The organism is Candidatus Microbacterium colombiense, from assembly GCA_029203165.1.
GTDB lineage: Bacteria > Actinomycetota > Actinomycetes > Actinomycetales > Microbacteriaceae > Microbacterium > Microbacterium colombiense.
The window spans coordinates 2,601,414-2,625,997 of record CP119308.1 but is presented as its reverse complement, the minus strand read 5'-3'; the positions used below and the strand labels follow the sequence as shown (position 1 = coordinate 2,625,997).

Sequence of the window (24,584 nt, the reverse complement as noted above, 5' to 3'; positions counted from 1 at the left end):
TTGTGCGGGCGAGGGCGGCGCACGTGGTGCGCACCCGAGTCCCGCACAGGCTTGGAGCAACACCGTGACCCCGAAGAACACCGCAGAGCCCTTCGATGAGAATCCGTTGGGGATGCTCGACGACGCCGCGTCACTCGACACAGCGGGAATCGGCATCCTGTCGACGACCGCTCAGGTGAGTGTCGTTCTTCCCCAGGACGAGGACGACGATCTCGCCGACGATGGAGTCGTCGACGGTGAGATCGTCGCCGATCTGATCCTCGACGACGTGACGATCGAGGGGGTGCGGGCACGGGACATCGTCGCTCCCGTCAGTGCGTCTCTCCCGATCGCCGGGGAGATCATCATCGTGGAGCCGGAGCCGGAGCCGGAGCCGGAGCCGGAGCCGGAGCCGGAGCCGGAGCCGGAGGTACCCTCTGAGCCGGTTGAGGCGCCGTCGCCGATCACGGTGAGCAAGGCTCCGCCGGCGAAGAAGACGAAGAAGGCCACGCCCAGGCTTGTCGAGGACGTGGTCCCTGACGCGCCGTCCCCTGAAACGCCGACCCCCGAAGCGCCTGTCGTCGAAGCACCTGTCGTCGAAGCGCCGGTGGCTCTCTCCGCTGCGGAAGAGGAGGCGATCGTGGCGACGTTCCTGGCCAAGGCCGACGCCGACGCGGCGCCCGCGATCATCGCCCCAGAGCCCACCGCGAGGCCGGTCACCGAGAAGGAGATCACCGAAGTGCACACCTCCGACGACAAGGCCGTCGTGTCGCAGACCCGTCGGTCGGCCGCGCGGGCCGACGTCGCCCTGACCTCGAAGCGTCTGGACGACTTGGGTGACACGGCTCGCGAATCGGCCGATCTGCTCACCGCCGATCGTCTGCTCGACCCGCACCGACTCGCCAAGCCCGAGCCCGAGGGCGCCTGGAGCCACTTCCTCTATACCGTGTCCGGACGGCGCATCAACATCGGAGACGGACGGCGCGCGAAGGAGCGCAAGGCGCTCACAGCCCGGATCGCCGCCCCGCTCGTGGGAGGGGCACGGTTCGTCCCGGTGCTGTCCCGCAAGGGGGGCGTCGGAAAGACCACCATCACGGCGCTCCTCGGTATGGCGCTCGCGGATGCACGCGAGGACCGCGTCATCGCGGTCGACGCGAATCCCGACCGGGGCACGCTGGCGGACCGGGTCGTGCGCCCGCATCACTCCAAATCCGTGCGCGATCTGGTGCGCATCCACGACGAGGTGAAGGGTTACCACGACATCTCGGCGATCGTCGCGCGCGATGCGACCCGCCTCGATGTCCTCGCCTCCGACGCCGACCCGCGCATCGCCGAAGCATTCAGCGACGAGGACTACCGCGACGTCGCGGGTGTGGCCGCGCACTACTACTCGCTGGTGCTGACCGACACCGGGACGGGCATCGTGCATTCCGTGATGTCGGCGACGCTCGACCTGGCCGATCAGATCGTCATCGTCTCGGGGCTCAGCGTCGATGAGGCCCGCCTGGCATCGGAGACGCTCACCTGGCTCGAGACGAACGGGTACTCCGAGCAGGCACGGGACGCCATCGTGGTGCTGAATCAGTCGACGCCCGGCGCGCCGCTGGTGCGGCTCAACGAGCTCGAATCGCACTTCGCCACGCGCGCGAAGAAGGTCGTGCGCATGCCGTACGACGTGCAGATCGCCGGTGGCGGGACCATCGTGTTCGCGAATCTCCAGCCCGAGACGAGAGCGGCGGCACGCGAACTCGCGGCCTCGCTGGTCGAGGGTCTCCGGAGCAAGGCCGCCTGATGACGGTGCGTGAGATCCGTATCTTCGGCGACCCCGTGCTGCGCACCGTGTGCGCACCCATCGACGTGATCGACGACGGTGTGCGTGCGCTCGTGTCCGACCTCGTCGAGACCGTCGAGCTGCCCGGCCGCGCGGGGGTGGCCGCGCCGCAGATCGGCGTGGCGCTGCGCGCCTTCAGCTACAACATCGACGGCGACATCGGGTACGTGCTCAATCCTGTCCTCACCGAGGTCAGAGGCGAAGCGGTGCCGACAGGCGAAGGCTGCCTGTCCGTACCGGGACTCTGGCACGAGGCTCTGCGACACCCGTGGGCGCGCGTCGAGGGGATCGATCTCGATGGCCGGCCGGTGGTGATCGAAGGGGAGGGGCTGATGGCTCAGGCCCTCCAGCACGAGACGGATCACCTCGATGGCAAGCTCTACCTCTCACGTCTCGATGCCGACACGCGCCGCACGGCGATGCGCGAGGTCAGGGAGAGCGCCTGGTTCTGACCCGCGCGTCCCACTGACACGGAACGGCCCCCTGCACGCGTGTGCAGGGGGCCGTTCCGTGTTCCTCTGCGGATCAGCCGCCGATGGCCACGTTCGTCGTGGCGACCGGCTCGTCGTACAGGGCCGAGATCTCATCGGCGAAGTCGCTCATGATCACGTTGCGCTTGATCGAGAGCTTCGGGGTCAGATGACCCGACGCCTCGGTCCACTCCGAGTCGAGGATCGTGAACTTGCGGATCGATTCGGCGCGGGAGACGCGCGTGTTGGCCGTGTCCACCGCTCGCTGGACCTCGGCGCGGACGGCATCGTTGCGCGCGGCATCCACGAGTGACATCTCGGCGGACAGCCCGTTGTTCGCGAGCCACGTGGGCAGCATCTCGGGGTCGAGCGTGATCAATGCCGAGATGAAGGGCTTCTGGTCTCCGACGACGACGACCTGACCGATGATCGGGTTCGCCCGGATGGGATCCTCGAGCGCGGCCGGGGCGACGTTCTTGCCGCCGGCGGTGACGATGATCTCCTTCTTGCGGCCGGTGATGGTGAGGAAGCCCTCGGTGTCGAAGCTGCCGATGTCGCCGGTGCGGAACCAGCCGCCGTCGCTGAAGGCCTCCTTCGTCGCCGCGTCGTTGTTCCAGTACTCCTTGAACACATTGATGCCGCGGACCTCGATCTCGCCGTCCTCGGCGAGCCGGACGCCGACACCGGGCAGCGCCGGGCCGACCGTGCCGATCTTCGACTTGTCCGCGAGGTTCACCGTGGCCGGTGCCGTGGTCTCGGTCAGACCGTAGCCCTCGAGGATCACGACACCCAGGCTGTGGAAGAAGTGCCCGAGGCGCGAGCCGAGGGGCGCGGAACCGGAGACGGCGTAGACGACGTTGCCGCCCATCGCCTCGCGGAGCTTGCTGTAGACGAGCTTGTTGAACAGCGCGAACTTCAGCTTCATGCCGAAGGGGATCGTGGTCCCTTCCTCCACGAGCTTGGAGTGCGCGATCGCGACGTCGGCTGCCGCGCGGAAGATCTTGCCCTTGCCTCCAGCCTCGGCCTTCTGCTCGGCCGAGTTGTAGACCTTCTCGAAGACGCGGGGGACCGCGAGCAGGAAGGTGGGCTTGAAAGACCCGAGCGCCGGCAGGAGCTGTCGCGTGTCGGGCTGGTGGCCCGTGCGGACTCCGGCGTGGATGTCGAGGATCGAGATGAATCGTGCGAACACATGAGCCGTGGTGATGAACAGCAGTGTGGATGCTCCGGGCGTCTGCACGACGGCATCGAGCGCCTTCGCGGAGTTGCGGGACAGCTCGACGAAGTTGCTGTGCGTCAGCACGCAGCCCTTGGGGCGACCGGTGGAGCCCGAGGTGTAGATCAGTGTGGCGATGTCGGAGCCGACGGCCAGCTGGCGACGCCGTTCGATCTCGGCATCCTCGATCGAGGTTCCCTGGGCGGTGAACGTGTCGATCGCACCGAGGTGCAGTTGCCACACATCGCGGATCAGCGGAAGGTCACCGCGCACCTCGTCGACACGCGAGAAGTGCTCCGGCGATTCGACGATCAGGGCGATGGCGCCGGAATCCTCCATGATCCATTGGATCTGCGACGGAGAGCTCGTCTCGTAGATCGGCACCATCACGGCGCCGGCGTAGAAGAGCGCGAAGTCGATGAGCGTCCACTCATAGGTCGTGCGGGCCAGGAAGCCCACCTTCTCGCCCGGTTGGATGCCGGCGGCGACGATACCCTTCGCGACCGCGATCACCGCGGTCTGGAAATCGGCGGCGGAGATGTCGCGCCATCCGTCACCCTCGGGGACGGAGAACAATGCGCGATCGGGGGTGGCCTTCACGCGCTCGACCAGGAGGTCGGCGACGTTCGCTTCGGGGTCGGCGGGGACGATCGCGGGGACTTCGAACTGAACCACGGCAGCTCCTTCGGTACCGGTCGGGACGGGTTTCCTTCGAGTCTAGGGTATGGCACCGCGTCGCATTCAGGTTGAAACCCAGTCTCCGCATGTGCACTATGCGCTGGCGCGCGCGGAGCACGGCGCTAGACTTCACCTCGATGTTCTACTGGCTGATGAAGTACGTCGTGATCGGCCCCATCGTCAAGGGGATCTTCCGCCCCTGGATCGTGGGGCGGAACAACGTGCCCGCCAACGGCGCGGCGATCCTCGCGAGCAATCACCTCTCGTTCGCCGACTCGATCTTCCTTCCGCTCGTGATCGACCGACGGATGTCGTTCCTTGCGAAGAGCGATTACTTCACCGGGCGTGGCCCCAAGGGGTGGGCGACGAAGTTCTTCATGAAGGCGACGGGCCAGTTGCCGATCGACCGCTCCGGAGGAAAGGCGTCGGAGGCCTCGTTGAACACCGGCCTCCAGGTGCTGGGCGGGGGAGACCTCCTCGGCATCTACCCCGAGGGCACGCGCAGCCCCGACGGAAAGCTCTACCGCGGCCGCACAGGTATCGCGCGGATGGCGCTGGAGGCGAAGGTCCCCGTCATCCCGGTCGTCATGGTCGACACCGATACGGCCATGCCCATCGGCCGGCGGTTGCCGCGCGTCGTGCGCGTGGGGATCGTGATCGGTGAACCTCTCGATTTCTCGCGATACGCGGGCATGGAGAACGACCGCTACATCCTGCGATCCGTCACGGACGAGATCATGGTCGCCCTGCAGAGACTCGGTGAGCAGCACTACGAAGACGTGTACGCATCGACCGTGAAGGACCGGCTCCCCTCGCGTGTCACACAGCGGTCCTGAGGCGTCCCGCGCCTCCCGCTCCCACTAGGCTGGAGGGCATGCTTCCGTCCGAAATCGACGCCCTCGACGCATGGCGTTCACTCCCCATCAAGCAGCAGCCGCCGTGGCAGGACACCGCGCGTGTCGCTGAGGTCTCGCGGCAGATCGCCGGGCTTCCTCCTCTGGTCTTCGCGGGTGAGGTCGACAACCTCCGCGATCGCCTCGCACGTGCCGCATCGGGGCAGGCCTTCCTCCTCCAGGGAGGCGATTGCGCCGAGACGTTCGCGGGTGCGACGGCGGAGCAGATCCGCAACCGCATCAAGACGGTTCTGCAGATGGCGGTCGTGCTGACGTATGGCGCCTCGATGCCGATCGTCAAGATGGGGCGCATGGCGGGGCAGTTCGCCAAGCCGCGCTCGAGCGATAACGAGACCCGCGGCGATGTGACGCTTCCCGCCTACCGCGGCGACATCGTCAACGGATACGACTTCACCGAGGGATCCCGGCAGCCCGACCCCAACCGTCTGCTCCAGGGGTACCACACGGCAGCGTCGACGCTGAACCTCATCCGGGCGTTCACGCAGGGTGGCTTCGCGGATCTCCGTGAGGTGCACTCGTGGAACAAGGGATTCGCGCAGAACCCGGCCAACCAGCGCTACGAGCGCATGGCGGCCGAGATCGATCGCGCCATCAAGTTCATGGAGGCCGCGGGCGCGGACTTCGACGAGCTGAAGCGCGTGGAGTTCTTCACCGGTCACGAAGGCCTCCTGATGGACTACGAGCGGCCGATGACCCGCATCGACTCCCGCACGGACACGCCGTACAACACGTCGGCGCACTTCCTGTGGATCGGTGAGCGCACGCGCGAACTCGATGGCGCGCACGTCGACTACTTCTCGAAGATCCGCAACCCCATCGGCGTCAAGCTCGGACCCACCACGTCGCCTGACACCGCTCTCGCGCTGATCGACAAGCTCGACCCGAACCGTGAACCCGGACGCCTGACGTTCATCACGCGCATGGGGGCGGGCAAGATCCGCGATGCACTGCCGCCGCTGCTCGAGGCCGTGCGCGACTCGGGTGCGCAGCCGCTGTGGGTCACCGACCCCATGCACGGCAACGGCATCACCACGCCGACCGGATACAAGACGCGTCGTTTCGATGACGTCGTCGACGAGGTACGGGGCTTCTTCGAGGCGCACCGCGCCGTCGGCACGTTCCCCGGCGGAATCCACGTGGAGCTGACCGGCGACGATGTCACGGAGTGCCTCGGAGGCTCCGAGCAGATCGACGAGGCAGCCCTCGGCACGCGCTACGAGAGCCTGTGCGACCCGCGCCTGAACCACATGCAGTCCCTCGAGCTCGCCTTCCTCGTCGCCGAGGAGCTCGAGAAGCGCTGAGGCACGACGGTACCGCATGACGAAGCGCCCTCCCCGATCGGGGAGGGCGCTTCGTCATATGGTGAGCAGTTTTTGTCGGAGGTTTCTCAGCCGGCGAACGTCATCTTCAGGGTGATCGTCGCACCCTTGCGCTGCGCATCCGACGGGCTGTACGAGTCGACGCGGGTGTTCTCGTTCGCCAGGAGATCCCACACCGAGTCGGGGAGACCGGTGTCGCTCGTGAAGGCGTAGGCGAAGCCCCCGTCCGCCGAGCCCAGAGCCTCCTTCGCCTCGTCCCGGGTCATCCCACTGACGTCCGGTACCTCGAAGAGCGGAGGTCCGGTCGAGACGATCAACGTCACCCGGTCGCCGGGTCGCCAGTTGCCCTTCTCGGAGCGGTCGGCCACGCCGATGACGCGGTCCTTCTCGATGCTGTCGCTCGCGACGTACTGAGGCTCGTCGGTGACCTCGAGCTTCTTGTCGGTGAGCTTCTCGGTCGCCTGTCCCACGCTCATGCCCACGACGTCGGGGAAGGCGCCTGCCGACACGTAGAGGCGGACGGTGTCGTCTTCGAACAGATCGCAGCCGTCACCGCAGGTGTAGGGCTCGCGACCGTCGCGGGGAGTGACCAGCGCGTTGATGACCACACCCTCCGCGGCGTCGGAGAACAGGATGAGTGAGTCGTCCACGGTGTTCACGCTGATGCCGTCGAGATAGCTCCGGGCGTCGGCCTCCGTCTTGCCGTTCAACGTCTCGGCGCGGTGTGATGCCGGTCCGCTCGAGATGTAGACCGTGACCTCCGCGCCCTTGTCCAGGCGCTGTCCGGCATCGGGATCGCTGCGGATCGCAATGCCGCTCTCGACCTCGATCGAGCTCTCCTCGTCCCTGATAGGCACGAAGCCGTCGGCGATCAGCGCGGCCGAGGCATCTTCGTAGGTGTCTCCGGCCACGCTCGGTACGGCGACGAGAGACCCTGGGCCTGACCCGAACCACCAACCGACGCCGCCCGCGAGCACGGCGAGAAGCAGGACGAGGGTGAGCAGGAACGCTCCTCGGGCACGCCGCTTGGACGCACGCCGGCGCAATACCGTTGCATTGTCGATCGTCTGCGGGGCGGGTGCCGTCGGGTCGGGGATGACCATGGTGCCCGGCATGACCTTCGTGAGATCGCCGGAGTCCGACTGCGACCGCAGCGGTTGTGTGGGCGCCGCGGCGGCCGCCGGCGCCACGCCCAGGTCGCGCTCGATCTCGCGGAGCCGCGCAAGCATCTGTCCGGCATCGTCGGGTCGCTCGTCCGGCGATTTCTCGGTCGCCCACAGCACGAGCTCGTCGAGTGGTTCCGGCACAGCCGGGTTGCGCACGCTCGGGCGCGGTACCGATTCGGTCGCGTGCTGGAAGGCGATCTGCATCGGCTGCTCGCCCTTGTAGGGCTGCTCGCCGACGAGCATCTCGTAGAGCATGATGCCGAGGGCGTAGATGTCGCTGCGGGCATCCGCCGTTCCGCGGGTGACGAGCTCGGGCGCGAGATAGGCGATCGTTCCGAGGAGCTGCTGTCCCGTGGCTGTGTTGGCTGTCGTGGCGCGTGCGAGTCCGAAGTCGCCGATCTTGATGCGACCGTCCTCGGCCAACAGCACGTTCTCGGGCTTCACGTCGCGATGCACGATCCCTGCGCGATGGGCCGCCGAGAGACCGGAGAGCACCGCGTCCATGATCGTGATGGTCTGCGGGATCGTGAGGCGCTTCTGCTCGCGGAGGAGCTCGCGCAACGTGATTCCCGGCAGGTACTCCATGACGAGGTAGGCGAGCTCGCCGTCCTGTCCCTGGTCGAAGACGTTGACGACGTGCGGGTCCGCCAGACGTGCAGCGGAGCGCGCTTCCTGGATGAAACGGCTCTGGAAGGCCGAGTCATCACTCAGGTGCGCATGCATGACCTTCAGGGCGATGCGTCGCTCGAGTCGGAGGTCGGTCGCGACATAGACCGTGGCCATCCCGCCGCGGGCGATGCGGGCGCGTACCCGATATCGTCCGTCGACAAGTCGCCCGATGAGGGGGTCGGCTTGCTGATTGGACGTCACGTCAGAATTCTATGGAGAACTGGCTGAAAGCTTGGGGAGCGCCTCACCCCTGCGGCCGTCCGGTTTCGGGTTCGGAGCTCAGCCATGTGTGGCGAGCCACTGGAACGCCTGCGTCTCCCACCGGCCGTACTTGGTCGGATACGCCGAGATCTGCACGGCCTGGGCGGCGTCCGTGAACGCCATGCTCTCCCAGCCGGGGATGTCGAGGAGCCCTCGCGTCGCGGAGCCGTTGGGGTCGTTGCGCCCGCCGTAGAACACGCGGGTGCTGCGCTCCGCATCCCTCACCTGCGCGGCGCTGCCCCATCCTGTGCTGGGGCGCTGCTGGAAGATACCGAGCGAGTCGCGATCGCCGTGGTCGAGGTTTCGCAGTCCCGACTCGACCATGCCCGTGGCGAGTCCGATCGCGATGCCGCGGTCGGACACTCCGAGCTCGCGTCCGATGCGGATGATGAGCGACGCGTTGGCCGCCTGCTCCGCATCGAGCGTGGCGCTCAGCGCGCCACCGGTTGCGGCGACGGCGGCGGCCTGGGCGACGATGAGCTTCTGCCCCGGGTAGATGATGGACGAGGGGCCGAGTCCGTTCCACGCGAAGATCGACTGCGTCGTGGCGCCGTACTTTCGGGCGATCGCGAAGACCGTTTCGCCTGCTGAGACCGTGTGGGTCTTTCCCGCGGCGGCGGAGGCGGGGGGAGCGGGGGTCGTTGCGGCTGCAGGCTTCGGCGCCGGCGTGACGGTGCCGGAGACGGCGAGCTTCTGTCCCGGATAGATGACGGATGACCGGCTCAGTCCGTTTGCTGCGAGGACCGCGTCGACCGAGGTGCCGTACTTCCGCGCGATCGCGAAGACGGTGTCGCCTGCGACGACGGTGTGCGCCGTGCTCGTGGAGGCATGAGGAGCAACGGGCGCGGCAGGGGCGGAGGCCGAGGCGGAGAGCGTGACGGTCTGCCCGGGATAGATGACGGAGCGCCAGGTCAGTCCGTTCCACGACAGCACGTCCACCGTGCGGAGGCCGAATCGGCCGGCGATCGTGGAGATCGTGTCTCCGGCGCGGACCACGTAGGTCGCGGGCGTCGCCTTCTGAGGGATCGCGCGCAACGGCGACGCGTGCTCACGCTCGACCGGAACGACATCGGCGGTGGCGACGGGGGCGGCCGCGAAGCTTCCGGCGAGGGCTCCCAGGACGGCGGCGGGCACTCCCAGCCGGACATGACGCGCATGGCGCTTGACGGTGTTCCTTCGCATGGAGGCCCCCTTTTCGAGCATCTGACACGGTGGCACGGAAGTAAACGGAAGTCAACAGGAGTGAAAGAAGTGAAGATTGTGAAAGAAGTGATGAAGAGCGCCGAAATGCGTTGCCTGCCTCGAAGTGAGATAGTGGGCAACGTGTCTGAGAACGTTGCTGCGCCCCTTGCCACCCCGTGGCTGACGATGCCCGACCTCGTGGAGGCGCTGGATGTGCCATTGGGGCGGGTTCGCCGCCTCATCGACGAGCACTACCTGATCGGCTCCCGTCGAAACGGTGCCTTCGCTGTCCCCGCGGCGTTCATCGTGGACGGCCAACCGCTCAGCTCCCTGCGGGGTACGGTCATCGTGCTGAAGGATGCCGGCTTCGGCGATGACGAGCTCATCGATTGGCTCTTCGAGGAGGAGGAGTCGCTCGGTCGTTCACCGATCGCGGCTCTCCTCGACGGTCACAAGAGCGCGGTCCGTCGTCTCGCCCGCACTCTCGCCTGACGTCGGAGGACGGTGCGCGACGCTCAGGACGAGCGCACGGTCGCGGCCCTGGCGAGGTCGCGCAGTTCGCCCACCGCGGCATTGTCGAGCCGGGCGCCGATGAGGGCCTGGTCGGCTTCACGTGCGTAGTCGCCGATCATGGTCTCGATGCGTTCCAGCGCTCCGGACGCGGAGATCGTCGTCTGCAGGAACGAGACCTGATCGGCCGTGAGTTCGGTGTCGCCGAGAAGCTCGTCGAACACGCGGCGCGCAGAAGGGTCGAGGACTTCTCTCGTGAGCGCGACGAGGACCGTTCTCTTGCCCTCGCGCAGATCGTCTCCCGCGGGCTTCCCGGTGACCGATGAGTCGCCGAACACTCCGAGCACGTCATCGCGGAGCTGGAAGGCCATCCCGACAGGGCGACCGAAGTGGCGCAGCGCATCCACCTGACCGGCATCCGCGCCGGCGAGCGAGGCGCCGAGCACGAGCGGCTGTTCGATGCTGTACCGAGCCGACTTGAGAGACACGACACGCAGGGCGCGTTCGGCGTGACTGCTGTCGTCGTTCACGCTCCACGCCGACTCCTCGGCGATGTCCAGGAACTGGCCGGTGGTGACGTCCCGTCGCATGCGTGCGTATTCGCGTCGCACCGCGCGCGCGGAGGGGTGGCCGTCGAGGGCGGTCTCGAGCAGGTCGTCGCTCCACGCGACGAGCAGGTCCCCGAGCAGGATCGCCGAGGCGCGCCCGAACGATGCTCCGTCGCCGGTCCAGCGCGCCTCTCGGTGGGCGCTCTCCAACGCCCGGTGCGCTGCGGGGCGACCGCGCCGGGTATCGGAGTTGTCGATGAGGTCATCGTGCACGAGGGCGGCGGACTGGAAGATCTCCAGCGCCGCGCAGATGTCCCAGAGGGCGTCGGTCTCGGAAGCGTTCCGATCGGCGAAGCGGGCGGATGCGCGCCATCCTGCATGGCAGAACCTCGCGCGGAGGCGCTTGCCGCCGGTCAGCGTCTCGGCTGCGGCGTCGAGGAACGCGGCGGCGTCGATGCCGTACTCCTCGGACTCTGACCGCATGAGGGCGACGAACCGATCCAGGCGGGCGGCGACGGCGTCGATGATCGGTGTGGGGGAGGGCACGACTCCCAGCATACGTAAAGCAAGCAAGGGCCGAACGGCTAGCCTCCGGTGCCTGGGCGCGCGTAGAATGGAAGGCACGATACCCGAGGGGGACGAAATGCCACTCTCCGAACAGGAGCAGCGTCTGCTCGACGAGATGGAACGCCATCTCCTCCACAATGACGCCGACGTTGTGAGCGCGCCCTCGGGCGATCGCACACTGAGCTATCGCAACCTCGTCTACGGCGCACTGCTGCTGCTCGTCGGCGTCGGTGGCCTCGTCGTCGGTGTCGTGCTCGGTGACGTATGGGGGATCGTCGTCGGAGTCATCGGCTTCGCTGCGATGCTCGCCGGCGTCATGTTCGCGGTGACACCTGTCCGGCGCACCACGCCGGTGGCGCCGCGTGCCGCAGCCGGCGCGAAGCGGGCGGACTCCGCGTCCTTCATGGATCGGATGAACGACCGCTGGGATCGCCGCCAAGACGGTCGCTGACCTCTCCACCTCCTTCTTCACGAAGGCCCGGATGCTCTGAGCATCCGGGCCTTCGTGCGTTCGCGACAGTGCTCCTGAGGAATGGACGCGCCGCGGGCTGACGTCGCGGCGCCCTTTTCCTCCACTGGCCCTCCACCTTCCTCCACCCCGTCGTTCCGCTGAATCACAAGGCATCTTCGGGGTTACGATCCCCTTTTTGCGCTTCTGCCCGTAGGAATGTGGAGCAAAGTGGAGTAAAGTGGGGCGCACCTCGAGTTGGCCGGACGCAGAGGGGGTGATGGCTGATGTTGTTGGGAACGCATTCTCCGAAGTTGGACGACAAAGGACGGGTCATCCTTCCTGCGAAGTTCCGCGAAGACCTCGGTGGCGGCATCGTCGTCACACGAGGCCAGGAACGCTGCCTCTACGTCTTCAGCACGGCCGAGTTCGAGGCGATGCACGAGCGGATCCGTCAGGCGCCGCTCGCGAACAAGCAGGCGCGTGACTTCATGCGCCTGTTCCTCTCCGGTGCCAGCGCGGAGATGCCTGACAGTCAGAACCGCATCACCATCCCGGCCCACCTGCGTCAGTACGCGGGCCTCCAGAAGGAACTCATCGTCACCGGTGTCGGCGCCCACGCCGAGATCTGGGACGCCGAGAGCTGGAACACCTACCTCGCCGCCGGCGAGGAGTCCTACTCAGACCTGGAGCAGGAGGTGATTCCGGGACTCTTCTGACCACGGCTGTGATGCCCCGCCGCTCCCGCCCCGACACACTTCCCCGGTGCCGGGTCGCGAAGCGGAGGGGGATCAGAGCCGAAGGTCACCCGAGAAAGATCATGAACCTCCGAGACATTCACACCCCCGTTCTGCTCGACCGTTGCGTCGAGCTGCTCGCCCCTGCCCTGCAGGCGGATGGAGCCGTGCTCGTCGACGCGACGCTCGGCATGGGCGGTCACTCCGAAGCCCTGCTCGAGCGCTTCCCGCATATCCGTCTCATCGGTCTCGACCGCGACACCGATGCGCTGCGCATCGCCGGCGAGCGTCTCGCTCCGTTCGGAGACCGGGTCACCCTCGTGCACACCGTGTACGACGAGATCGGACTGCACGCCCAGGGCGCATCGGCGATCCTCTTCGACCTCGGCGTCTCCTCCCTCCAACTCGACGAGGCCGAGCGCGGTTTCGCGTACTCGAAGGATGCTCCGCTGGACATGCGGATGGACCAGACGAAGGGCACGACGGCCGCCGAGGTCATCGCCACCTACAACGAGGGCAACCTCCGCCGCATCTTCGAGCGCTACGGCGAGGAGAAGCTGGCCGGTCGATACGCCCGGTTCATCATCGACGCCCGTCAGAAGAAGCCGATCCTGCGCTCCGGCGAACTGGTCGACATCCTGATCGCCGCGACGCCGGCGGCCGCGCAGCGTGCCGGACACCCGGCCAAGCGCGTGTTCCAGGCCCTGCGCATCGAGGTCAACGCCGAGCTCAACGTGCTCGCCGATGCCATCCCTGCCGCCATGGAAGCCCTGCACGTCGGCGGACGGATCGTGGTGATGTCGTACCAGTCCTTGGAAGACCGCCTCGTCAAGCAGGCGTTCGCCGCCGCATCGGCATCGACGGCTCCGGCCGGACTCCCGGTCGAGCTCCCCGAGCATGCCCCGCGATTCCGCATCCTCACCAAGGGCGCTGAACTCGCCGATGAGGCGGAACGTGCACGCAATCCACGAGCGATCCCTGTGCGCCTGCGCGCAGCCGAGAGGGTGAGGGAGAGCGCATGAGCCTCAACGCGACGGTCCGCAAGCCGGTACAGCCGCTCGTCCCGGAGCGTCGGCCGGAACGGCGACTGCGCCCGGTCGCTCAGCCAGCGCCCCGCCGTCGACCCAAACTCGCCTACGCGCTGGCGGCTCTCGGCGGTGCACTCGCCATCGGCGCTGCGCAGGTCGTGCTGTCGCTGGCGATCACGCAGGACTCGTTCACGCTGGCCGATCTGTCGTCGCAGCAGCGCGAGCTGACCCTGCACACCCACGCGCTGCAGGAGGAGCTGACAGGACTCGGTTCCCCCCAGGTGCTCGCGAGCGAAGCCGCCGACCTCGGCATGGTCGTCGCCGGTTCTCCGTCGTACCTCCGACTCAGTGACGGCAAGGTGTTCGGCGTCGGCGCGGGCGCCGATTGGAACTCGACCGTCGATCCGAACGGGGCAGGTGCCGTCGGCAACGCCTTGGTCGTGGCTCCGCCTGCGGAGACCCCGGACACGAACGACGGCGCGGTGAACTCGAACACGCAGGAACTGCCGCCCGCCATCACCGACGGCCTCCCCAGCCCCACGACGCACTAGCCGATCCGCGCACCGACCACCCCCGATCCGACGGAGAGATCCCATGACGACACGAGCAACCCGCGGACCACGCAGGCGCACGGTCGTCGCGCTCGCCGTCATCCTCTCGGTGCTCGCCGTGTTCGTCGTGCGCCTGGTCGACATCCAGGTGGTGAGCGCGGACGAACACGTCAACGATTCCCTCAAGCACATCGGCAAGGGCGATGACATCCTCGGTCAACGAGGCTCGATCGTCGACTCGGGGGGCACCGTGCTCGCATCGAGCGTGATGGTGTACGACGCCGAGCTCAGCCCGCTCGTGATCACCGAGCTCGAGGACAAGGGCCCGAAGGTTCCCTGGGCGGAAGCCTCGGAGAACATCGCTGCCATCACCGGGCAGACCGGCGACGAGGTGCGCGCTCTCGTGTCGGATGCACTCGCGCAGAACGCCAAGAGTCAGTTCGTGCAGCTCAAGAAGTCGCTCACGACCGATCAGTACATCGCGCTCCGCGATCTGAAGCTCGCCTATCTGCATCAGGAGGCGCGCGAGACGCGCGTCTACCCGAACGGCGCCGTCGCGGGCAACATCGTCGGCTTCCTTGACGGGAGCGGGACCGCACAGGCGGGTATCGAGCAGATGGAGCAGTCGTGTCTCGCGCCCGTCAACGGCGAGGAGAGCTACCGCATCGGCAAGGACGGCGTCGTCATCCCCGGCAGCGAGAGCACCGTGAACGCCGTCGACGGCGGCACCGTGCAGCTGACGATCAACAGTGACCTGAACTGGTACCTCCAGCAGATGATCACCGAAGAGGCGAAGAAGCAGGGGGCCAAGGGCGGCACGGCGACGGTCGTCGAGGTGAAGACCGGGAAGATCCGCGCAGCCGCTGAATGGCCCGCGCTCGACCCCAATGACCTGAGCACCATCACGGAAGACGGGTGGGGGAGCGAGATCTTCCACCACGACTTCGAGCCCGGCTCGACGTTCAAGGCCATCACTGCCGCGGCCGTGATGGAGAAGGCCGGCCTCACGCCGCTCAGCACCGTCAGCGCCTCGTCGCGCGAGACGTTCCCGAACGGTGCCGTGATCAACGACGCCTTCTCGCACCCCGCATACAACTACACGCTCGCGGGCGGTCTGATCGACTCGTCGAACGTCGCCCTGTCGAAGTTCGGCACGATGGTGAGCCCCGAGATCCGCTACGACTACCTGCAGCGCTTCGGCGTCGGCAAGGACACGATCGGCTTCCCCACGGAGGTCGCCGGTACTCTGCACCCGGTCAGCGAGTGGGACAACCAGTCGCTGTACACGACCACCTTCGGCCAGTACTTCACCGTGACCGCGGCTCAGGTGGCGGGTGCCTACCAGGCGATCGCGAACGGCGGAGAGAAGATCGATCTCTCGCTCGTCGAGTCGTGCACGAAGGCGGACGGCACGGTCGTCGCGGCGGAGAAGCCGAAGCACGAGCAGATCATCGCCGAGAAGACCGCGGCCAACCTCACCCGCATGCTGGAGAACGTCGCCGTGCAGGGTGGCAACGCCGAGCGCATCCAGGTTCCGGGATACCGGGTCACCAGCAAGACCGGAACTGCGCAGGTTCCGGACGGCAAGGGCGGATACAAGGCCGGCGTGTACTACACGAGCATGGTGGGCTTCGCGCCCGTCGACGATCCGCAGTACGTCGTCGTGGTCACTCTGGACGAGCCGACTAAGGTTGTATCGTCCGCGGCCACCGCATCCGCCTTCCAGAAAGCGATGACGCAGGTGATGAAGACCTACCGCGTGATGCCGTCTTCCGTGCCGATGGATGAGTTGCTGCCCAAGTTCGAATAGCCGGCGAAAGCCGCGCCTGGAGATGTCATGATCGCCCTGTCGCTTGCTGAGATCGCCGCAACTGTCGGCGGTGAACTGCGCCTCGCCGGAACCGACTCCGCCGAGACCGTGGTCGACGGCGTCGTCGACACCGATTCCCGGGTGATGGGACCCGGGTCGATCTTCGTCGCCAAGCCCGGAGCGGAGACCGACGGGCACCGATTCGTGGGAGCGGCAGTGGCGGCCGGTGCCGTGCTCGCGATCGTCGAACGTCCGGTTGACGACGAGGTGTCGCAGATCGTCGTGCCCGATGTCATCGCCGCTCTCGCGGACCTCGCCCGCGAGGTCGTCGCGCGCGTCCGCGCAGCGGGCGACCTGCGGATCGTCGGGATCACCGGTTCGAACGGCAAGACGACCACCAAGAACTTCCTCGCCCGCATCCTGGCCGATGAGGGCGAGACGATCGCGCCGATCAACTCGTACAACAACGAGGTCGGCGCTCCCGTCACGATGTTGCGCGTCACCGAGCGCACACGTTTCCTCGTCAGCGAGTTCGGCGCGGCTGCGCCCGGCAGTATCGCGCGACTGGCCGGACTGGTCGAGCCCGATGTGGCCGTCGTCCTCATGGTCGGCATGGCGCACGCCGGCGGCTTCGGAGGCATCGAGGAGACCGCGAAGGCCAAGTCGGAGCTCGTCGCGACTGCAACCGCATCCGGCACGGCCGTGCTCGGCGTCGACGACGCGCGGGTCGCGGCGATGCGCGCTCTCGCCGAATCCCGGGGCATGTCGGTCGTCGGTTTCGGGCTGAGTCCTGCCGCCGACGTGCGCGCCCACGACGTCGTCGTGACCGCGTCGGGCACCGCATGCACGATCGAGGTCGACGGCGCACGTGCCCCGCTACGACTCCGCGTGCTCGGCGCCCACCACGTCACCAACGCGCTCGCGGCGATCGCAGCTGCCGGCGTGCTCGGAGTGTCGGTCGCCGACTCGATCGCTCGTCTGGAGACCGTCGAGATCGCGGAGCGCTGGCGCATGCAGCCGATGGGCAACGACCGCGTGCGGATCATCAACGACGCCTACAACGCGAGCCCGGACTCGATGGCGGCCGCGCTGCGGACGCTCGCGCAGATCACCGCGCCCGGTGAGCGTACGGTCGCCGTGCTGGGTGCCATGAGCGAGCTGGGCGAGAGCGCCGGTGAGGAGCACGACCGCATCGGTCTGCTGGCCGTGCGCCTCAACATCCAGCGCATCGTCGTGGTGGGTCCGGAGGCGCGCCGCCTCTATCTGTCGGCTGTCGGCGAAGGGTCGTGGGACAGCGAAGCCGTTCACCTCCCCGATCAGGACGCCGCATTCGAGTATCTGCGCACCGAGCTCCGCGACGGAGACCGTGTGCTCGTCAAGTCATCTAATTCCGTGGGCCTTCGGCATCTCGGCGATCGTCTGGGAGAATTGTTCTCGTGAGGTCACTCATCATGGCGGCGGCGATCTCGCTCGCCTTCACTCTGTTCCTTACCCCGGTCTTCCTCCGGCTCTTCCGGAAGTGGGGATGGGGGCAGGTCATCCGTACCCCGGAAGCGGTCGAGAACCCGAGCCACGAAGCCAAACGCGGCACGCCGACGATGGGTGGCGTGATCTTCATCGCCGGCTCGATCGTCGGGTACTTCACCGGGGTCTACGTGAGCGGAGAGCAGCCTGCGCTGTCGGCGCTCCTGGTGATCTGGCTCATGGTCGGCTTCGGAGCCGTGGGATTCATCGACGACTACATGAAGGTGCGCAGCCAGCGCAGCCTCGGACTCTCCGGGTGGCGCAAGGTGATCGGGCAGTTGCTCGTGATCGTCCCCTTCGGCATCGTCGCCCTCAACTTCCCCAACAAGTTCGGGCAGACGCCGGCCAGCGAATCGATCTCGCTCTTCCGCGACATCACCTGGCTCAACCTGTTCGCGTTCGGCATCGTCCTCGGATGGGCGCTGTACCTCGCGTGGATCGCGATCATCGGTGTGGCCACCTCGAACAGCGTGAACCTCACGGACGGACTCGACGGCCTCGCCGCGGGCGCCGGAGTGATCGTTGTCGGCGCCTACAGCCTGATCGCCTTCTGGCAGTTCAAGCAGCCGTGCGCCGGGGGCGACCCCGGCACGATCGGCGGCTGCTACGAGGTCCGTGATCCGTTCAACCTCGCCATCATCGCGGCATCGTTCGCCGCCGGCCTGATCGGCTTCCTCTGGTGGAACGCTCCCAAGGCCAAGGTCTTCATGGGTGACGTCGGCTCGATGGCGATCGGCGGCGTGATCACCGCCATGGCGATCCTGACCCGCACCGAGCTGTTGCTCCTGGTCATCGCCGGCGTCTTCGTGCTGTCCTCGGGGTCGGTGATCCTGCAGCGGGCCTACTTCAAGCTCACGCGAGGCAAGCGTCTGTTCCTGATGAGCCCCTTCCACCACCACCTGGAGATGCGTGGATGGGCCGAGGTGACGATCGTCGTGCGCCTGTGGATCATCGCCGGTCTCCTCGCGGTCTCGGCCGTCGGGTTGTTCTACGTCGAATGGCTGACACGTGTCGGCTGAGCGTCTGCGCACACTCACCAGTTGGCATTCCGACTGGAAGGGCCTTCGCGTCGCCGTGCTCGGACTCTCGATGACCGGGTTCTCGGTCGCCGACACCCTGACCGAGCTCGGCGCAGAGGTGCTCGTGCTCAGCGAGTCCGCCGACGAGGAGTACGAGCGCCTGTTGCCGGTCATCGGTGCGCGCCTCGAACTCGGCTCGCTCGCCGTCGTTCCCGACGCTCTCACCGCGTTCGCACCGGATCTCCTGATCTTCTCGCCCGGCTTCCCCCCGTCGCATCCCGTGGTCATCTGGGCGCAGACGAGCGGCATCGCGATCTGGGGCGATGTCGAGCTCGCCTGGCGTCTGCGCGACAAGGTCACCCGCGCCGATGGCACGCCTGCGGACTGGGTGCTGATCACCGGGACGAACGGCAAGACCACCACGACGCAGCTCACCGCGACGCTGCTCTCGGAGGGCGGACTGCGGGCGGCTCCCTGCGGGAACATCGGCGTGCCCGTCCTCGACGCGGTGCGCGACCCCGCCGGTTTCGACGTTCTCGTGGTCGAGCTCTCGAGTCACCAGCTCTGGTATCTCGGACAGTCGGACATCGAGGGGGAGCTGTTCCCGCACGCGGCCGTGTGCCTGAACCTGGCCGACGACCATCTCGTCTGGCACGGGAGTGCGCAGGCCTACCGCGATGCGAAGGCCCTCGTGTACCGGAACACGCGCGTGGCCTGCGTCTACAACAAGGCCGACGATGCCACCCGGCGCATGGTCGAGGAGGCCGAGGTCGTGGACGGCGCGCGCGCGATCGGCTTCGATCTCGGCATCCCCGGGCCGAGCGACCTCGGTGTCGTGGAGGGACTGCTCGTGGATCGTGCGTTCCTCGATGACCGCTCGCGCTCTGCGCTCGAGCTCACGACGCTCGCCGACCTGGACCGTGTGGGGCTCTCCGCCCCGCACATCGTGCAGAACATCCTCGCCGCGAGCGCCCTCGCGCGATCGCTCGGTGTCGCTCCCGAGGCGATCCACACCGCCCTCGAGGGCTTCCGTCTCGATGCTCATCGCATCCAGGTCATCGCACGTCACGCGGGCATCACCTGGGTCGACGACTCTAAGGCGACCAATCCGCACGCCGCGGCGTCGTCATTGCGTGCCTACCCCGGGGCCGTCTGGATCGTGGGAGGCGACCTCAAGGGGGTCGATCTCGCCGAGCTGGTCGCGGACGCCGGCAGGACGGCACGTGCTGCCGTGGTGATCGGCATCGAGCGCGCCGAGGTCGTGACGGCGTTCCGACGACACGCGCCGCAGGTGCCGCTCTTCGAGGTGGATGCCGGTGACACTGGACAGGTCATGAACCGTGTCGTGGAGATCGCGGCGGGGGTCGTCGACGGCGAGGGGACGGTCCTGCTGGCTCCCGCGGCGGCGTCCTTCGACCAGTTCTCCAGCTACGCGGATCGCGGCCACCGCTTCGCCGAAGCAGTGCGAGAGTGGATCGACCGGGGGAGCGACGATGACGCAGGTCGGTCGGCAGCCACGGACTGAGTCGCGCGGCCTCGCTGCTCGGGTATCGCTCGGACGCCGGTTCACGCCCGTATCGGGCGAGTTCCTGATGATCACCTCGACCGCGCTTCTGCTCACGCTGTTCGGCCTCGTCATGGTGCTGTCGGCGACCAGCGCCGTCGCGATCGGCAACGGGGAGAGCCCCTGGACGGCCGCGTTGCGACAGGGGATCTTCGCGCTCCTCGGTGTGCCGATCATGTTCCTCGTGAGCCGGCTGCCCATCGCCTTCTTCAAGAAGATGGCCTGGCCCGCGCTGTTCGGTGCCGTCGCGCTCCAACTGCTCGTCTTCACCCCGCTGGGCATCGCGGATGGAGGAAACCGGAACTGGATCCAGATCGCCGGGTTCCAGCTGCAGCCGTCGGAGTTCCTGAAGCTCGCGCTGGCTCTCTGGGTCGCCTACGTCCTGCTGCGCAAGCACGCGATGCTCGGCACCTGGCACCACGTCTTCATCCCGGTGGTGCCGGTCGGCGCCCTCGCGATCGGCACGGTGCTCGCGGGCAAGGACCTCGGCACGGCGATGGTGCTGGTGCTGATCCTGCTCGGATGCCTCTTCTTCTCGGGAGTGAAGCTGAGGCTCTTCATCATCCCGGTGATCCTCGGAGTGGCGGCCGTTCTCGCGTATGCCCTTTCCAGTGGGGACCGGATGCGCCGCATCACGGCGTCATGCGACAACCTCGACCTGTACTACACGGACTGCTATCAATCCATCCACGGGATCTGGGGCATGGCCTCCGGCGGCATCTTCGGCCTCGGCCTGGGCAACTCGCAGGAGAAGTACGGCTGGCTGCCGGCGGCGGGAAACGACTTCATCTTCGCGATCGTGGGGGAGGAGCTCGGCCTGATCGGGTGCATCGTCGTGCTCGCCCTGTTCACCTTCTTCACCATCGGCGCCTTCCATGTCATCCGCAAGACCGACGACCCCTTCATCCGCGTCGCGGCCGGGGGCATCACCGTCTGGATCGTCGGACAGGCCGTGCTCAACATCGGCGTCGTGATCGGCATCTTCCCCGTCATGGGCGTGCCGCTGCCGTTCATGTCGCAGGGAGGCACGGCGCTGCTGGCCGTGCTGATGGCCTGCGGGGTGCTGCTGGCCTTCGCGCGGACGATCCCTGCCGCGGAATCGGACGCAGCGGTGCCGCGCTCAGCGACCCGCCAGGGTCGGTCGACAGGGCGGGGTAGGGTCACCAAGTGACCTCGTACCTCCTTGCCGGCGGCGGAACCGCCGGCCATGTCAATCCCCTGCTCGCCGTCGCTGACGGGCTGCGAACCCGCGACCCTCACGCCCACGTCCTCGTGCTGGGGACGGCAGAGGGACTCGAGTCCCGCCTCGTGCCCGCACGCGGCTATGAGCTGCTCGTCGTCGACAAGGTGCCCTTCCCGCGCCGACCGAATGCTCAGGCGGTCGCCTTCGCCGGACGCTTCCGTCGGGCGATCGCGCAGGTGCGGGCACACATCCGCGCGCACGGCATCGACGTGGTGGTCGGGTTCGGTGGGTACGCCTCGGCGCCCGCTTATGTCGCTGCGCGCCGAGAGCGCATCCCCTTCGTGGTCCACGAGGCCAACGCCAAGCCGGGGCTTGCCAACGTGCTCGGCGCTCGCGGGGCGGCGGCGATCGGCGTCGCCTTCGCCGGAACGCCTCTGCGCGGCGGCGAGGTGGTCGGGATGCCCCTGCGCCGCGAGGTCATCGAGCTCGATCGTTCCGCGACGCGGGGGGAGGCGGCAGGCGCGTTCGGTCTGGATGCCGAGCGGCCGGTGCTCCTGGTGTTCGGCGGGTCGCTCGGTGCTCAGCGGCTGAACGAGGCGCTGCAGGATTCGTGGCGTGACGTGCTCGATGCGGGATGGCAACTGCTGCATGTCACCGGAGAGCGCAGCGACATGGTGGATCCCGAAGCGCCGGGGTACACGATGCGCCGTTACGTGGATCGCATGGATCTGGCCTTCGCGCTGGCCGACCTGATCGTGTCGCGCTCAGGATCGGCGACGGTGTCCGAGGTCAGTGCCCTCGGCATTCCCGCTCTCTACGTGCCCTACTCGGTGGGCAACGGCGAGCAGCGGCTGAACGCCGCCTCCGCGGTGGCAGCCGCTGCGGCGGAACTGCTGGACGATGCCACGTTCGACGGCGATGCCGTGCGCCGGCTGGTCGTTCCGCTGCTCCACGACCGCGCGAGGATCGACGCCATGGCAGTTGCTGCCGAGAAGGTGGGTACCCGCACGGGCACGGAGAACGTCATCGCGCTCATCGATCGTGCCGTCGGCACCCCGAACTAGACTGGGCACGACATGATCAGACCTGACCTCTCCCTCCCGATTCCCGAGACGATCACCTCTGCGCACTTCATCGGCATCGGTGGATCCGGCATGAGCGGACTCGCCAAGATGTTCCTCGACGCCGGCATCCGCGTGTCCGGCTCCGACCGTGCCGACAGCGACAACCTGCGTGCGCTGGCCGCCGCAGGCGCGACCGTTCACGTCGGACACGACGCCGCGCATCTCGGCGATGCCGACACGGTCGTGCACACGGGCGCCATCTGGCCGGAGAACCCGGAGTTCCTTCTCGCGAAGGAACGGGGGCTCCACGTCATCCACCGTTCGCAGGCGCTGCACTGGCTGATCGGCTCCCGCCGTCTGGTGTCCGTCGCGGGGGCGCATGGAAAGACCACCTCGACCGGGATGATCGTCACAGCGCTCCGCGAGCTCGGTGCCGACCCGCACTTCGTCAACGGCGGCGTGATCGAGCAGCTCGGCACTTCGAGCGCGACCGGCTCCGGCGACCTCTTCGTGGTCGAGGCCGACGAATCCGACGGCACGTTCCTGCTCTACGACACCGCCGTGGCGCTGATCACGAACGTCGACCCCGATCATCTCGACCACTTCGGCTCGGACGAGGCGTTCCACGATGCGTTCGTGCAGTTCGCCGACGCGGCCCGCGAGGCCGTGGTGATCTCCAGCGATGATGCCGGAGCGCTCCGCGTCGGTGCGAAGCTCTCGCATCCGAACGTCCTCACCTTCGGCCAGGCCGACGACGCGGACGTGCGTGTCTCGGACGTCGTCGCCGATGGGCCCGTCGCCGCGACGATCACGCGCGGCGTGGAGAGCGTGCGCATGCAGCTGGGCGTGCCCGGCGTGCACAACGCGATCAATGCCGCAGGATCGGTCGCGGTACTGCTGGCTCTGGGCTTCGAGCTGGGTGCCGCCGTGCGCGCGGTCGAGGGGTTCGCCGGCACGGTGCGACGCCTCGAGCAGCACGGTGTCGCGCGCGGTGTCACGGTCTACGACGACTACTCCCACCACCCGACCGAGGTGCGCGCGGCCCTGGAGGCCATGCGCAGCATCTCCGGAACGGGACGCATCATCGCGATCCAGCAGCCGCACACCTACTCGCGCACGCAGCACATGTATCAGGAGTTCGCCGACGTGCTCGAGGGATTCGCCGATCACACGGTGATGCTCGACGTGTACGGTGCGCGTGAGGATCCGGTCGAGGGCGTCACCGGCGAACTGGTCAGCGGCGCCTTCCGGGATCCCTCGCACGTGCACTTCGTCGCGGACTGGCAGGATGCGGCGGACTACACCGCATCCGTCGCCCGTGACGGCGACTTCGTGATCACCTTGGGCTGCGGCAACGTCTACCAGATCATCCCTCAGGTGCTGGAGTCGCTGCGCCGCACCGACGAGGCGTAATCATGCGTCGGCCCCCACCGCTGCCGACCACGCCGGAGAGCCCGGCCGAGAAGGAGAGCGCGACGAGGTCCGCGGTGCGTCCGACGCGGAAGTCGCAGGACGCCGATCTCGCTGACCGGCCGTCGGCGATCGATGACCGATCGACCGAGGGCGCAGCCGACGATGTCGCTCCGCCCACCTCCACGAGAGACGTGTGGCGCGCCTCCCGCGCACGCCGCAAGGCCCTGCGTGCGGAGATCCGTCGGTTCACGCAACGTTCCCGGCGACGCCGGATCGTCTGGCTCAGCGTCGTGGGTGCGATCGTCGTCCTCATCGGGGGCAGCCTGGCTGCAGCGTACAGTCCGCTGTTCGCGGTGGAGAGGATCACCGTGGCCGGCGCGTCCACCCTCGATCCGACCGCGATCGAGGCCGCGCTGAGCGGACAGCTCGGCACGCCTCTGGCACTGGTGGATTCCAGCGAGGTCAAGGCGGCGCTCCTGGCCTTTCCGCTGATCGAGACGTACGCGCTCGAGGCGCGACCGCCCCATGACCTCACGGTGCGCATCGTGGAGCGCACCCCGGTGGGAGTGCTCCGCTCCGATGCCGGATACACGTTGGTCGACGCCGCGGGCGTCGCTCTGTCGACCACCTCGGACCAACCGGCTGGGCAACCTCTGATCGAGGTCGAGGGTGGAACCGACACTGCCGCGTTCGAGAGCGCGGGGCTGGTCGTGCGTACGCTTCCCGCTGACCTGCGCACGCAGCTGACGGGGGTTCGTGCCAGCACGGCCGACGATGTGACGCTCGTGCTGAGCAGCGGATTGACGGTGGTGTGGGGGAGCGCTGACGAATCCGCACTCAAGGCTCTGGTACTCGAGCAGACCCTCAAGGCGAAGCCGGATGCCTCCACCATCGACGTCTCGTCGCCCAAGACGGCGGTCGTCGGCTGAGCAGAAG

General features: G+C 67.6%; 21 protein-coding genes. 17 read left to right on the top strand and 4 right to left on the bottom strand.

Annotated elements, in window-relative coordinates:
* The first annotated feature begins 64 nt into the window (after positions 1-64).
* Complete coding sequence (locus P0Y60_12715; protein ID WEK60184.1) at positions 65-1,771, top strand: MinD/ParA family protein; 1,707 nt, start codon at positions 65-67, stop codon at positions 1,769-1,771.
* On the top strand, positions 1,771-2,262 hold the full coding sequence (locus tag P0Y60_12710) for a peptide deformylase (protein ID WEK60183.1): 492 nt from the start codon (positions 1,771-1,773) through the stop codon (positions 2,260-2,262). The genes P0Y60_12715 and P0Y60_12710 overlap by 1 nt, the downstream gene beginning before the upstream one ends.
* Positions 2,263-2,335: 73 nt before the next feature.
* Here the strand turns inward: P0Y60_12710 and P0Y60_12705 are convergent, their stop codons facing one another.
* Positions 2,336-4,168, bottom strand: coding sequence for a long-chain fatty acid--CoA ligase (locus P0Y60_12705; protein WEK60182.1), 1,833 nt, complete (start codon positions 4,166-4,168; stop codon positions 2,336-2,338).
* A 140-nt stretch (positions 4,169-4,308) separates the two neighbouring features.
* On the opposite strand from P0Y60_12705, the gene P0Y60_12700 reads away from it, so the two are divergent.
* Together P0Y60_12700 and P0Y60_12695 are read left to right on the top strand one after the other, a co-directional pair.
* The gene (locus P0Y60_12700) at positions 4,309-5,007 is read left to right on the top strand and encodes a lysophospholipid acyltransferase family protein (protein ID WEK60181.1); all 699 of its coding nucleotides are present in this window, start codon (positions 4,309-4,311) and stop codon (positions 5,005-5,007) included.
* Between the two features lie 38 nt (positions 5,008-5,045).
* The gene (locus P0Y60_12695) at positions 5,046-6,386 is read left to right on the top strand and encodes a 3-deoxy-7-phosphoheptulonate synthase class II (protein WEK60180.1); all 1,341 of its coding nucleotides are present in this window, start codon (positions 5,046-5,048) and stop codon (positions 6,384-6,386) included.
* A gap of 86 nt (positions 6,387-6,472) precedes the next feature.
* Here the strand turns inward: P0Y60_12695 and pknB are convergent, their stop codons facing one another.
* Together pknB and P0Y60_12685 are read right to left on the bottom strand one after the other, a co-directional pair.
* Positions 6,473-8,440 (bottom strand): Stk1 family PASTA domain-containing Ser/Thr kinase, encoded by a 1,968-nt coding sequence (gene pknB / locus P0Y60_12690; protein WEK60179.1) that lies wholly within the window; start codon positions 8,438-8,440, stop codon positions 6,473-6,475.
* Positions 8,441-8,518: 78 nt separating this feature from the next.
* Complete coding sequence (locus tag P0Y60_12685) at positions 8,519-9,682, bottom strand: LysM peptidoglycan-binding domain-containing protein (protein ID WEK60178.1); 1,164 nt, start codon at positions 9,680-9,682, stop codon at positions 8,519-8,521.
* 141 nt (positions 9,683-9,823) lie between these two features.
* Between P0Y60_12685 and P0Y60_12680 the strand changes: the two genes are divergently transcribed.
* A complete protein-coding gene (locus P0Y60_12680) occupies positions 9,824-10,174 on the top strand; it encodes an Rv2175c family DNA-binding protein (GenBank protein WEK60177.1) in 351 nt (116 codons plus the stop codon).
* Positions 10,175-10,197: 23 nt separating this feature from the next.
* On the opposite strand, the gene P0Y60_12675 is transcribed toward P0Y60_12680, so the two are convergent.
* Positions 10,198-11,286 (bottom strand): polyprenyl synthetase family protein, encoded by a 1,089-nt coding sequence (locus tag P0Y60_12675; protein ID WEK60176.1) that lies wholly within the window; start codon positions 11,284-11,286, stop codon positions 10,198-10,200.
* Between the two features lie 97 nt (positions 11,287-11,383).
* Between P0Y60_12675 and P0Y60_12670 the strand changes: the two genes are divergently transcribed.
* From P0Y60_12670 to P0Y60_12615, 12 genes are all read left to right on the top strand, one after another.
* Complete coding sequence (locus P0Y60_12670; GenBank protein WEK60175.1) at positions 11,384-11,758, top strand: DUF3040 domain-containing protein; 375 nt, start codon at positions 11,384-11,386, stop codon at positions 11,756-11,758.
* Positions 11,759-12,042: 284 nt separating this feature from the next.
* A complete protein-coding gene (mraZ, locus tag P0Y60_12665; GenBank protein WEK60174.1) occupies positions 12,043-12,474 on the top strand; it encodes a division/cell wall cluster transcriptional repressor MraZ in 432 nt (143 codons plus the stop codon).
* Between the two features lie 101 nt (positions 12,475-12,575).
* A complete protein-coding gene (rsmH, locus tag P0Y60_12660; GenBank protein ID WEK60173.1) occupies positions 12,576-13,514 on the top strand; it encodes a 16S rRNA (cytosine(1402)-N(4))-methyltransferase RsmH in 939 nt (312 codons plus the stop codon).
* Positions 13,511-14,071 carry a hypothetical protein gene (locus tag P0Y60_12655; protein WEK60172.1) on the top strand — a complete coding sequence of 187 codons (561 nt, stop codon included), beginning with the start codon at positions 13,511-13,513 and terminating at the stop codon, positions 14,069-14,071. The genes rsmH and P0Y60_12655 overlap by 4 nt, the downstream gene beginning before the upstream one ends.
* 43 nt (positions 14,072-14,114) lie before the next feature.
* Complete coding sequence (locus tag P0Y60_12650; GenBank protein ID WEK60171.1) at positions 14,115-15,881, top strand: penicillin-binding protein 2; 1,767 nt, start codon at positions 14,115-14,117, stop codon at positions 15,879-15,881.
* Between the two features lie 27 nt (positions 15,882-15,908).
* A complete protein-coding gene (locus tag P0Y60_12645) occupies positions 15,909-17,321 on the top strand; it encodes a UDP-N-acetylmuramoyl-tripeptide--D-alanyl-D-alanine ligase (protein WEK60170.1) in 1,413 nt (470 codons plus the stop codon).
* Positions 17,318-18,424, top strand: coding sequence for a phospho-N-acetylmuramoyl-pentapeptide-transferase (gene mraY, locus P0Y60_12640; protein ID WEK60169.1), 1,107 nt, complete (start codon positions 17,318-17,320; stop codon positions 18,422-18,424). The genes P0Y60_12645 and mraY overlap by 4 nt, the downstream gene beginning before the upstream one ends.
* A complete protein-coding gene (gene murD / locus P0Y60_12635; GenBank protein ID WEK60168.1) occupies positions 18,414-19,949 on the top strand; it encodes a UDP-N-acetylmuramoyl-L-alanine--D-glutamate ligase in 1,536 nt (511 codons plus the stop codon). The genes mraY and murD overlap by 11 nt, the downstream gene beginning before the upstream one ends.
* Positions 19,918-21,159 carry a putative lipid II flippase FtsW gene (gene ftsW / locus P0Y60_12630; protein WEK60167.1) on the top strand — a complete coding sequence of 414 codons (1,242 nt, stop codon included), beginning with the start codon at positions 19,918-19,920 and terminating at the stop codon, positions 21,157-21,159. The genes murD and ftsW overlap by 32 nt, the downstream gene beginning before the upstream one ends.
* Complete coding sequence (locus P0Y60_12625; protein ID WEK60166.1) at positions 21,156-22,235, top strand: UDP-N-acetylglucosamine--N-acetylmuramyl-(pentapeptide) pyrophosphoryl-undecaprenol N-acetylglucosamine transferase; 1,080 nt, start codon at positions 21,156-21,158, stop codon at positions 22,233-22,235. The genes ftsW and P0Y60_12625 overlap by 4 nt, the downstream gene beginning before the upstream one ends.
* A gap of 12 nt (positions 22,236-22,247) precedes the next feature.
* Positions 22,248-23,648 (top strand): UDP-N-acetylmuramate--L-alanine ligase, encoded by a 1,401-nt coding sequence (gene murC, locus P0Y60_12620; protein WEK60165.1) that lies wholly within the window; start codon positions 22,248-22,250, stop codon positions 23,646-23,648.
* Between the two features lie 2 nt (positions 23,649-23,650).
* Positions 23,651-24,577, top strand: coding sequence for an FtsQ-type POTRA domain-containing protein (locus P0Y60_12615; GenBank protein ID WEK60164.1), 927 nt, complete (start codon positions 23,651-23,653; stop codon positions 24,575-24,577).
* Positions 24,578-24,584 lie beyond the last annotated feature (7 nt).

Coding starts and splice junctions, on each gene's coding strand:
- P0Y60_12710 (WEK60183.1), top strand. CDS start 1,771: ATGACGGTGCGTGAGATCCGTATCTTCGGCGACCCCGTGCTGCGCACC.
- P0Y60_12700 (WEK60181.1), top strand. CDS start 4,309: ATGTTCTACTGGCTGATGAAGTACGTCGTGATCGGCCCCATCGTCAAG.
- P0Y60_12695 (WEK60180.1), top strand. CDS start 5,046: ATGCTTCCGTCCGAAATCGACGCCCTCGACGCATGGCGTTCACTCCCC.
- P0Y60_12685 (WEK60178.1), bottom strand. CDS start 9,682: ATGCGAAGGAACACCGTCAAGCGCCATGCGCGTCATGTCCGGCTGGGA.
- P0Y60_12670 (WEK60175.1), top strand. CDS start 11,384: ATGCCACTCTCCGAACAGGAGCAGCGTCTGCTCGACGAGATGGAACGC.
- mraZ (WEK60174.1), top strand. CDS start 12,043: ATGTTGTTGGGAACGCATTCTCCGAAGTTGGACGACAAAGGACGGGTC.
- rsmH (WEK60173.1), top strand. CDS start 12,576: ATGAACCTCCGAGACATTCACACCCCCGTTCTGCTCGACCGTTGCGTC.
- P0Y60_12655 (WEK60172.1), top strand. CDS start 13,511: ATGAGCCTCAACGCGACGGTCCGCAAGCCGGTACAGCCGCTCGTCCCG.
- P0Y60_12650 (WEK60171.1), top strand. CDS start 14,115: ATGACGACACGAGCAACCCGCGGACCACGCAGGCGCACGGTCGTCGCG.
- P0Y60_12645 (WEK60170.1), top strand. CDS start 15,909: ATGATCGCCCTGTCGCTTGCTGAGATCGCCGCAACTGTCGGCGGTGAA.
- ftsW (WEK60167.1), top strand. CDS start 19,918: ATGACGCAGGTCGGTCGGCAGCCACGGACTGAGTCGCGCGGCCTCGCT.
- murC (WEK60165.1), top strand. CDS start 22,248: ATGATCAGACCTGACCTCTCCCTCCCGATTCCCGAGACGATCACCTCT.
- P0Y60_12615 (WEK60164.1), top strand. CDS start 23,651: ATGCGTCGGCCCCCACCGCTGCCGACCACGCCGGAGAGCCCGGCCGAG.